This is a genomic window from Microvirga sp. P4_G7, from assembly GCF_056401005.1.
On sequence record NZ_JBFUKD010000085.1, the window covers coordinates 1 to 9,065 of the forward strand.

Here is a 9,065-nt window from a genome sequence, read left to right on the forward strand (position 1 = left end):
GACTAGGTCGTTGATGGGATTCAGAAATTTCAATTCGAGCGGGATCGTCGATTCCGCCGCGTCGGCCGACCACGATCCAGCGGCCGTCCCACACGAACGCCTTTAGGGTTCGCTTAAGCGACCTCTGGCAGGGTCATCGGGAAGGGGAGAGGGACGCTCGTTCCTCGGGGCGTTTGAGCGAGTGCTGATGCGTTTGACACGAATGGACGGATCTCGGGTCGATCGGCCCGAACTCGCACCCGTTTGGAGTTTTCGCCAGCGATCGCCTCAAGGTGCCCACGGCTCCTTCTGCGAACGATGCTATACTCCACGTCGGAGTTTTTTCTTGAAGCGGGGTCGTCTCCTTGCGTGAAGCCTTAGCCGCCCGCTCCGATCGCGACTTCATGATCGCCGAGCCTGCTCCGCGAAGCCGGTCGGCATCGCGCGGAGCGAAAGCCAATCCAGCCCGAAACCCGATCGCCAAGAAAGCGCTCGCCAAGCGCTCGTTCCTGGCGATCGCCATCAGCCGCCCGCGCGAGATCGCGGCGGCTCTGTTCTTCGTCGCGTGCGCTGGTGCGATCGCCTGGAACGCTCTCGCTCTTCAGAAGGCTCGCCACCCGGCGCCGCTCTTTGCGAAAGGCACGCCGAGCGCGCCCGTCGCCGCTCCTGGAAAGCCGGTCGACACCCATTCGCCGCTCGCGACCACTCAAGCTCCAGCTGCGCCTGCAGCTCCCGTCGAGGCTGCTCCCTCCATTACCGTACCAGCGCCTCCAAAACCGCCGCAGCGCAATGCCATCGGCGATCTCATCCGTAACGGTGGCGAGGTTGCGCCGGTCGTTCAGGCGCCTGCGCGAGCCGCTCCTGCGCCGAATGCGGTCGCCGCGCTCCAGAAGCCGACGGCGCCGGATCCCATTGCTGAGATCATTCGGATGGGAGGCCCGGTTCCCGTGCCGCCTGCCTCCGTCGGCAAGGTCGAGGCCGACGATACGGTTCTTGCAGGACAGCGGGCGCTCGCGAAAATTGGTTATGGCGTCAAGGTCGATGGTTTCTACGGCCCCGGCACCCGACAGGCGATCGAGGCGTTCGAACGCGACAAGCGTCTGCCGGTCACTGGCGAGTTCGGGCCGCGCACGGTTCGAGAGCTGGCGTCGCAGGCCGGCATCGCCATCCCATAAGAGAAACGCGGTGTCCTCCCGCCTGCGCTCCGATTTTTGGGTCTCCGCGTATCTGCGCCGCTGCGCGGTCGAGAACATCGAGGCCGTCCTTCGCCGTCGCGGATCGCCAGAAGCCGGTGCCGTGTTCGTCAAGATCGATCGTCTCGACGGTACGGCCAGTCTCTACGGTCCTGCGCCACAGGCCCTCGTCGAGGACACCGGCGATCGGCTGTTCTCCTGCGTTCTCGAAGCCGTCATGCCGCTCGATGTGGAGGAACGCATGACGAAAGAACTCAAGTTCGATCCCGACCTGTGGCTCGTGGAAGTCGACGATCGCGAAGGCCGGCACGGCCTCGATCTGGCGCGCGAACCACGCGCCTAACTCCGCTTCCGCGTGCGCGATCGCACGCCACCGTCACGTCGCGAAAACTTGACCTTTAGAGGTACGGAACGAAGCGCAGCGGCGCTGGTTGGTCCTTCGTCCAGTTGGTCATTCTCGAAAAGACACCATCGGGAAACGGTCTGTTAACCATACAGGCCTTTTGTTGGTGCCGGGAAACGACCCGCAATGGAGCTGCGCGGAGGATCGGAGCATGGACGAATTCTGGACCAGAACTCGAGGCGAAGTGATCGCTTTTCCAGACGCCTCCTCGCGGCCGAACCGGCTTTCCCTGACGCTTGACGAGCCGAAGGGCGAGATCCTGCTGTTTACGGGCGTGCGGTACGAGCGGCCCGCTCCCAGTCCCGGGCCGTCACGGCCACTGGCGACGCACGGTTCGGGACGTAGCAGACGGTCGTGACAGTCACGTCTCGCTGGCGTTTCCGCTATGCAAGTCGAAGCTCCATGAAACGGGCGTCGTCGCCGTAGCTCGCTAGCTTCGTTTCGATGCCGGGTGGCGCCGCTTCCGCAAAACCGCGCTGACGCCAGAACGCCGCCGATTGATTCACGGCCACGAGCGTCATGTTGGAAAGGCCCGTCGCTGTCGCCTGCGCTTTCGCGCGTTCGACGGCGAGGATTGCATGTCCGTGACCCGTTGCGCGTGGAGACAGCGCGATATCGTGCAGGTAGTAAGTATCGGCGGGCTCAGGCAGTCGGCCGAGCAACGCGTTCAAGGCCGGCGGCTCGCCGTAGCGCCATGGATGGCTGATCAGGTAGCCCGCGACCCCGCCGTCATCGGCGAGAACGAAGCATCCGGCGGCGTAGAGGTGGTGGCGTTCGGCAAAGATCGCGAACGCTTCGGGATAGGACGGATGGATGCGGTCCGCCGCCTCTTTCACCGCAGTGAGATCGCTCGCCGTCATCGCGCGCCAGAGCATCGCATCAGCGGACCGCGAGGCCATGCGGTCAGTCCTCGTCGATCGTGCAGGACACGGCCTTCGCCGCGTTCTCGGCGGCGACGTCGAGACTCGGATACGGCGAGGCGACGCGCACGATCACGAACCCTTCCGTCTGTGGAGCAACGACTCGTACATCCTGCACCGGCGCGTCGCCTTCCTCCTCTTGTGCCCTGGCGGCATCGAGCTGCTCAGCCGTCATCACCACAACTTCGAGCTCGCCTCGCACTGCGGCGCGATCGGTGAGGGCAAAGAAAATCCCGTTCTCCTTCGTGTGGAAGGAAAGCGATTGAAACAGCGAACTTGTCTTTGCGGAGATGCGCGTCGGTCCCTCACGGAGATCGAAGGCGCAGGCTGCGACAGCGACGGACGGGTCGGGCTCCGGCAGCCAGGTATCGCGACCGCCGAGCGGACTTATCAATTCCGCCTGTTCCGCTTCGAGGGTCTCCTGCAGGCGGTTGAAAGCGTCGTTCTCTGCGAGGCGCGGACCCGCGAGAATGACGACGATATGGACCGCGGCGGCCAGAACCAGGCCGCACAGGGTTGCGATCACGAAGCGCGCCCAACCGCTCATGCGCCACACCCAAGACGCTCGATCGCGGGAAGGGCGCCTGCGTCGAGCGCGGCGGCGCCGGCGGCGCCGGGCATGTCGTAAAGACGAAGAACCAAGCTGAATGGTCCATCGGCCGGAAGCTGGATCCAGTTGCCGGGTTGCACGTCTCTCGCCAGTCGAATGGAAAAGCCCCCGTCCGCGTTGCGCAGGACTTCGGACGAGGTGAAATGGCTTCGCCCGAGCTCGGAGCGAACCGGGTGATCGGTGCCGTCATAGGCTGCCAACGTCCAAAGGCGCGCGGCTGGAACGACGGAGCCGATGCGGTATCGGCAGCGCGCATCGAACTTGCGCCCCTCGCTGTCGGTGACGGCCTTCAGGGCAAGTCCCTCGCTGATGGCGAGCGGGACCTCGCTGCGGCGGGCCATGATTATCCGGGCGTAGGGGTCGGCCTCGCTGGTTCCGACTTTGGGCCATGCCCGCCACGGACCGATCGCGACGCCGCCGACGGGGTAGTCGCCCCGCAGGACGGCATAGGCCGATCCCAGACCGACGGCGAGGCCGAGCAGGAGCGCGTAGGGGATGAGGATGGAGGAAGAGAAGATCCGGCTGGACACGAGAATCTTGGGGACCTTCACAATACGGAGCGCACCGGGGCGGACCGAGCGGACCGCCTCGCGCTATTTTAGTGCGAGACGGCCAAAAGTGTAATCCGGTTTTCGACAGCGTTCAGTTGGCCGATTGCGCGTCAGGCCTCGTGCGCATCAAGGCATGGCGACGCGGCTCGCCGTGGGAGTCTCCGTCGTGCGGATCGTCGGCGGCGGTCCCGCCTTCTCCGCTTGCTGAAACAGCTGTCCGAGACTGCCGAGCGCTTCATAGGATTTTCGCGTCAACGTTCCTGCGAGCGGCAACGAGCCGGTCTCCTGGATCTGGTTCGGCGCGTTCTTGCCGTTCGCCGCGACAGCTTCTGCCGGTTGCGGACCCAAACCGGGGATCTGGCGCAATTCGACGTTCTGGTGCGCGACCGTCATGACCTCTTTCCACGTCATGGCGGGGAGCGTGCCGCCGGTCATGTTGTTCATCGCGGAGTGATCGTCGTTGCCGTACCACACGCTGGCGACCAGATTGCCGGTGAAGCCGACGAACCATGCATCGCGATAGGCATTCGTGGTGCCCGTCTTGCCGGCGGAGCGGATCTTGTCGAGCGCCGCGCGCTTACCCGTTCCTTCCTCGACGACCTTGTTCATCATGAAGTTCATGTCGCGCACGACTTGCGGGCGAAGCACCTGGGGCTGCGGCGCGTCGCGGTCGTGCTTGTAGATCACCTCTCCGGCGCCGTTGCGGATCTCCCATGCCGAATAGGCCGGCGCGCGTTTGCCGCCGTTTGCGAACACCGCGTAAGACGACGCCATGTCGATCGGCGTCACTTCGGCGGCGCCGATCGGCAGCGACGAGGAATCCGCCAGCGGATGYGTCAGTCCCATCTTGTGCGACAGGTCGATGATCTGGGCGCGGCCCGCCTTCGCGTTACCCTTGCCGATTTCGAGCGACATCCGCACCGGGATCGAATTGATCGAGCGCGCAAGCGCCGAGACCATCGGCATCGATCCAGAGAACGATCGGCCGTAATTCTGTGGGCACCAATTGCCGAGACAGATCGGCGCGTCGGTGACGGTGGAGGATGGCGTGAGCTTGGGATTGGCGGTCAGTGCCGTCGCATAGACGAACGGCTTGAACGAGGAGCCCGGCTGACGCAATGCATCGGTCGCGCGGTTGAACTGGCTCTGTCCGTAATCGCGCCCACCGACGATCGCGCGCACCGCGCCGTCCACGTCCATCACCACGACGGCGCCTTGGCCGGCTTTGTATTGATGGCCGTGTTGGCGCAGCATGTCCTCGAGGATTTCCTCGGAACGGTGCTGCAGATTGGTGTCGAGCGGCGTCTTCACGAGCAGCACGCGTTCGCTGCCGAGCTTGCCTTCCGTCGCGAGCGCTTTGACCTGCAGATAGGCCCAATCGAGGTAGAAATCCGGCGTCGATTCACGTGTGCGGTTGACCGGCGTCGCCGGGTTGCGGCGTGCGGTCTGAATCTGTCCCTCGGTCAGGAATCCGGCCTCGACCATGTTGTTGAGTACGTCGTTCGCACGCGAGCGCGCCGCCGGCAGGTTGATGTGCGGGGCGAATTTCGTCGGCGCCTTGAAAAGGCCCGCGAGCATCGCCGATTCCGCCAGCGTCAGATCCTTCGCCGACTTGCCGAAGTAATACTCCGCCGCGGCGACGACGCCGTGCGCGCCGCCACCCATATAGGCGCGGTCGAGATAGAGCTTGAGGATCTGATCTTTCGTCAGGTGGTTCTCGAGCCAGACGGCAAGGAACGCTTCCTTGATCTTGCGTTCGATCGAACGTTCGTTGCTCAGAAACAGGTTCTTCGCGAGTTGCTGCGTGATCGACGAGCCGCCCTGAACGACGCCGCCGTCCTTGGTGTTCACCATCAGCGCGCGGGCGGTGCCGATCGGATCGATGCCCCAATGGTCGTAGAAGCGCCGGTCTTCGGTCGCGAGCGCGGCCTTGACGAGATAATCCGGGAAGTCCTCGAGCTTGTAGGAATCGTCGTAGCGCATGCCGCGGCGGCCGACCTCCTGCCCATAACGGTCGAGGAAGGTGACGGCGAGGTCCTGCGTCTTCAGCCAGTCGTCGCGCGTTTCCTGGAAGGCCGGAATCGCGAGCCCGACGAGGACGATGCCGCCGGCCGTCCCGAGGGTCGTCGCTTCGCTGGCGAGATCCATGACCACCCGCGGCGCGCCCCGGAAGCGCAACCACTTGGCCTTCTCGGAATAGCTCGTCCATCCACGAGCGATCGCCCCACGACTTTGGAACAGAAACGAGCTGAGCCAGGCGTCGACAGCGAGCGCCCCACGTTTGATCCGTGTCCGGAAGGAGATGGCTTCGGGCTTTGGCACGGCGGACTTTCAAGAGGGGCAGCGGGATGACGCGCCCGAAGGTAATGTGGCGGCGAGGGCGCGACGGCCCGGAACAGGCGCTGAACGACCTTGCAAGGGACAACGTGCAAGATGGCTTGGCGTTTCAATATGAATGGTTCCCCAGGGGCATTTATGCAAGAAGGGGACAAAAAGTCGCCACCACTCTTTGGGGCTATTCTATAAGGTTCCGATCGGGACATCGAAGGTGAGTTGCGTGACCATACTGAAAACGCCCGGGGTCGAGAACGAGCCGTTCTGGCGGACCAAATCCCTCGAGAGCATGTCGGACACGGAGTGGGAAAGTCTCTGCGACGGCTGCGGGCGGTGCTGTCTCGTCAAGCTCGAGGATGAGGATACCCAGGAGATCTATTACACCGATGTCGGCTGTACGCTCCTCGATAGCGAAAGCTGCCGGTGCCGGGACTATCCGAACCGCCAGGCCAAGGTGGCGGATTGCGTCCGGTTGACGCCGGCGGCCGTGCGGTCCCTGTCCTGGCTGCCGCCGACCTGCGCCTATCGTCTCCTGGCGGACGGCAACGACCTCTATTGGTGGCATCCGCTGGTATCGGGAGATCGCCGGACGGTTCACAGCGCCGGCATCTCGGTGCGCGAAAGAGTCGCTGGCACCGAGGAGGAGTTTTCCATCATGGAACTCAGGGATCACATCGTGGAATGGCCAAATACCGCAACGTAAGTTTCTTGACCGACTGAGTTAATCAGCGCATCATTGTAATGAATTCGCGTGCAGGAGGCTACGACAATGACTCCACCGGACAGGCTCGAGAATAGGCTTGGCCTTAAGGGCTGTGGGACCGGACCCCAATAGGCTGGGACAGCATCTGACAATTTAACTTGGACTTGACCGGCTGAGCCGGAATATTCAGTGCAAACGTTGATCACTTGATCAGCACTAAGGCCTTCACCGCTGGTGGAGGCCTTTTTATTTGGATGGAAATTTGGTTAAATATGTAATAACGTCTCGGAACGATTAATTCTCAAGCCTGTTGGTTAGCAGGAGGTAAATTGTCATGGCTTCGAGTTTCGTCTGCTTCGTTCTGGGCGCCGCGCTACCGTTGGCGATGGTCAGCTGGCTCGTTTTCATGAGCTAGCCCTTTGGGGCTTCAATTTTTTCTGTTTCGGATCAATGCCATAGCGGCAGGATCGGATAAGTCGTTTCGGTGTGTTGTCGGTTCATTGGATCGTAGGGCTCGATACGCCCGCTCCATATTCCCGAACGACTCGGCGTCGGGTCAGTCTCTCCGGGGAAGTCTGTCCAGCAGCTTCTGGCGGAGGGCCAACGGCAGGTCGATCCCGCTCAATCTCCAGCGAAAACCGCTCAGCCTCATCTGAATTCGGTACCTGTTCGCTGACGTCGCATCCACGGGGACCGTGAAATAGATCATCCGGAACCCGCGCGTTTCCGAAGAGACGTAGAATTTCCACGCTTTCCGCAACGAGTTGAGACTGAGGTCGAAACGCAGGTTCTCGGTGTTGTCCGAAACCAACTGCTGCGGCCAGCCGTCATCCAGCAGATCGATCAGGGTCGCGGGAGTCAAAAGCTGGGCGATGACCGGGTCGGCCACCGATACGGTCGCCTCGGCGGCGAGTTGGCGGTTGATCGCGCTGATTTCCTTCTTGCCGTCGAGCCGCTCGATGTAGTCGCTGACCAATTGCCGGGCCAGGGAAATACGCAGGGTGCGAAAATTGATGCGCTCGGCGATCTCTGCCACGTCACGTGCTTCGATGGCACGCGAAAGCCGATAGAGCGCCACGTAGGGTGAGGCTGCGAACAGCAACCATACCGCAACGACAAATAGGCCAAGGCGTAACGTCCAGCGCATGGTCTCTGAAAAGTGATGTCCGCAAGAGAAAACCGGCGCGTCCGAATAGCAGACGTGTCCGGGCGCGCAACCCTTTGCGGCGGGATTGCCTCCAGGATCCGTCATTCTCTTTGGGAAACGACAATATCGTCGGAAAAACAAAAAGGGACGATCCGCGGACCGTCCCTTTCGTTAGTCTTCGCCGCCGATCGGCGAGGCTGACCGGCGAACCTGAAAACCGCCTCGATCAGCCCTTGGCGCGGGCGCGGATCATGAAGGTGTCGTAGGAATACTCGGCGACCTGGAACCAGAGGTAGCCCTCGTTCCGGAAGGCGCGCACGCTCTCGTACACCTTTTTGAAGTCCGGGTTCTTGGCCGAAGTCTCCTCGTAGACCTCGTTCGCCGCCTTGTAGGCCGCTTCGAGGATCTCCTGCGAGTAGGGACGCAGCTGGGTGCCGGAGCCGAGCAGGCGGCGGAGGGCGGCTGGGTTGCGGGCGTCGTACTTCGCGAGCATGTCGCCGTTCGCGTATCCGGCTGCCGCCGTCAGGATGGCCTGATAGGACTTGGGCAGTTCCTTCCACTTGGCGTTGTTGATGAACAAGTGGATGGCGGGACCGCCTTCCCAGAAGCCGGGATAGTAATAGTACGGCGCGACCTTGGCGAAGCCGAGCTTCTCGTCGTCGTAGGGTCCGACCCACTCGGCCGCATCGATAGTGCCGCGCTCGAGCGCCGGATAGATGTCGCCGCCGGGAATCTGCTGCGGAACAGCGCCGAGCTTCGCCATGACCATGCCGGCGAGACCGGCAATGCGCATCTTGAGACCCTGCAGATCCTGCGGTGTCTTGATTTCCTTACGGAACCAGCCACCCATCTGGACGCCGGTGTTGCCTGCGGGCATGCCGTAGAGGTTATGCTTGGCGTAGAATTCGTTGAGAATCTCGTTGCCGTTGCCGTGATAGAGCCAGGCGTTCATCTGGCGGGCGTTCAGGCCGAAGGGCAGGGCGGTACCGATCGCAAAGGTCGGATCCTTGCCGAAATAGTAATACGAGCAGGTGTGGCCCATTTCGATCGTGCCGGTGCCCACGGCATCGGCGACCTGGGGTGTGCCGACGATTTCACCGGCTGCGAAGGGCTGAATCTGGAATTTGCCGTCCGTGGCATCGCTTACGAACTTCGCCATTACTTCGGCGGCGCCGTAGATGGTGTCGAGCGATTTCGGGAAACCCGACTGCAGTCGCCATTTGAT

10 protein-coding genes are annotated in these 9,065 nt (G+C 62.6%); 4 read left to right on the forward strand and 6 right to left on the reverse strand.

Annotated features, from left to right (window positions below; all coding sequences use genetic code 11):
* The first annotated feature begins 344 nt into the window (after positions 1 to 344).
* The 3 genes from AC1DT3_RS06305 (at position 345) to AC1DT3_RS06315 (ending at position 1,933) form a co-directional block, all read left to right on the forward strand.
* On the forward strand, positions 345 to 1,154 hold the full coding sequence (locus AC1DT3_RS06305; protein WP_477464397.1) for a peptidoglycan-binding domain-containing protein: 810 nt from the start codon (positions 345 to 347) through the stop codon (positions 1,152 to 1,154).
* 10 nt (positions 1,155 to 1,164) lie between these two features.
* Positions 1,165 to 1,515, forward strand: coding sequence for a DUF1491 family protein (locus tag AC1DT3_RS06310; protein WP_477464398.1), 351 nt, complete (start codon positions 1,165 to 1,167; stop codon positions 1,513 to 1,515).
* A gap of 211 nt (positions 1,516 to 1,726) precedes the next feature.
* Complete coding sequence (locus tag AC1DT3_RS06315) at positions 1,727 to 1,933, forward strand: hypothetical protein (RefSeq protein ID WP_477464399.1); 207 nt, start codon at positions 1,727 to 1,729, stop codon at positions 1,931 to 1,933.
* Between the two features lie 25 nt (positions 1,934 to 1,958).
* Here the strand turns inward: AC1DT3_RS06315 and AC1DT3_RS06320 are convergent, their stop codons facing one another.
* The 4 genes from AC1DT3_RS06320 to AC1DT3_RS06335 form a co-directional block, all read right to left on the reverse strand.
* A complete protein-coding gene (locus AC1DT3_RS06320) occupies positions 1,959 to 2,474 on the reverse strand; it encodes a GNAT family N-acetyltransferase (protein ID WP_477464400.1) in 516 nt (171 codons plus the stop codon).
* Positions 2,475 to 2,478: 4 nt separating this feature from the next.
* Entirely contained in the window at positions 2,479 to 3,042 is a 564-nt protein-coding gene (locus AC1DT3_RS06325; RefSeq protein WP_477464401.1) for a DUF1254 domain-containing protein, read from the reverse strand.
* Positions 3,039 to 3,635, reverse strand: a complete 597-nt coding sequence (locus AC1DT3_RS06330) for a DUF1214 domain-containing protein (RefSeq protein ID WP_477464402.1) — start codon at positions 3,633 to 3,635, stop codon at positions 3,039 to 3,041. The genes AC1DT3_RS06325 and AC1DT3_RS06330 overlap by 4 nt, the downstream gene beginning before the upstream one ends.
* Positions 3,636 to 3,782: 147 nt before the next feature.
* Positions 3,783 to 5,978: a transglycosylase domain-containing protein gene (locus tag AC1DT3_RS06335; protein ID WP_477464403.1), complete on the reverse strand. Its 2,196-nt coding sequence runs from the start codon at positions 5,976 to 5,978 to the stop codon at positions 3,783 to 3,785.
* Between the two features lie 235 nt (positions 5,979 to 6,213).
* On the opposite strand from AC1DT3_RS06335, the gene AC1DT3_RS06340 reads away from it, so the two are divergent.
* On the forward strand, positions 6,214 to 6,693 hold the full coding sequence (locus AC1DT3_RS06340; protein ID WP_477464404.1) for a YcgN family cysteine cluster protein: 480 nt from the start codon (positions 6,214 to 6,216) through the stop codon (positions 6,691 to 6,693).
* 556 nt (positions 6,694 to 7,249) lie between these two features.
* Here AC1DT3_RS06340 and AC1DT3_RS06345 read toward each other — a convergent pair.
* Entirely contained in the window at positions 7,250 to 7,945 is a 696-nt protein-coding gene (locus AC1DT3_RS06345) for a DUF2939 domain-containing protein (protein ID WP_477464405.1), read from the reverse strand.
* Positions 7,946 to 8,066: 121 nt separating this feature from the next.
* Positions 8,067 to 9,065: TRAP transporter substrate-binding protein (locus tag AC1DT3_RS06350; protein ID WP_477464406.1), on the reverse strand; the 999-nt coding region annotated here is incomplete at its 5' end.